This window comes from Limimaricola sp. G21655-S1 (assembly GCF_027213785.1).
GTDB lineage: Bacteria > Pseudomonadota > Alphaproteobacteria > Rhodobacterales > Rhodobacteraceae > Limimaricola.
Map to the genome: position 1 here is coordinate 1 of NZ_JAPWGO010000098.1, position 410 is coordinate 410.

General features: G+C 71.2%; 1 pseudogene. It reads right to left on the reverse strand.

Annotated elements, in window-relative coordinates:
• Window positions 1-410 (reverse strand): annotated as a pseudogene (locus O4G76_RS22255) (glutamine--fructose-6-phosphate aminotransferase); the annotation flags it as partial.

A 410-nucleotide genomic window follows, 5' to 3' on the forward strand; every position in this document is an offset into this window, starting at 1 on the left:
ACCGGGGGCTCGCGGTAGCGGTATTCCGAGGCGACGTCGATCTCGACCGGCAGCCGCGCCACCTGCTCGAACCAGTACTTCGCGACGTTGCAGGCGTAGAAGGCGGTGCCGCAGGCGACCAGCGTCAGCCGCTCGATGGCGGTGAAGTCGATGCCGGGCGCGGGCAGGGCGATCTGGCCCTCGGGGGTCAGGTAGTGCCCCAGCGCCTCGGCCAGCACCCGGGGCTGCTCGGCGATCTCCTTGGCCATGAAGTGCTTGTGCCCGGCCTTGTCGACCTGCGCCGCCGCCTGGGCGATGCGCTTCTCGGGGCGCGAGACCTCGCGGCCCTGCGCGTCGAAGATCACCGCGCCCGCGCGGGTCACCTCGGCCCGGTCGCCTTCCTCGAGATAGGTGATCCGGTCGGTCAGGTT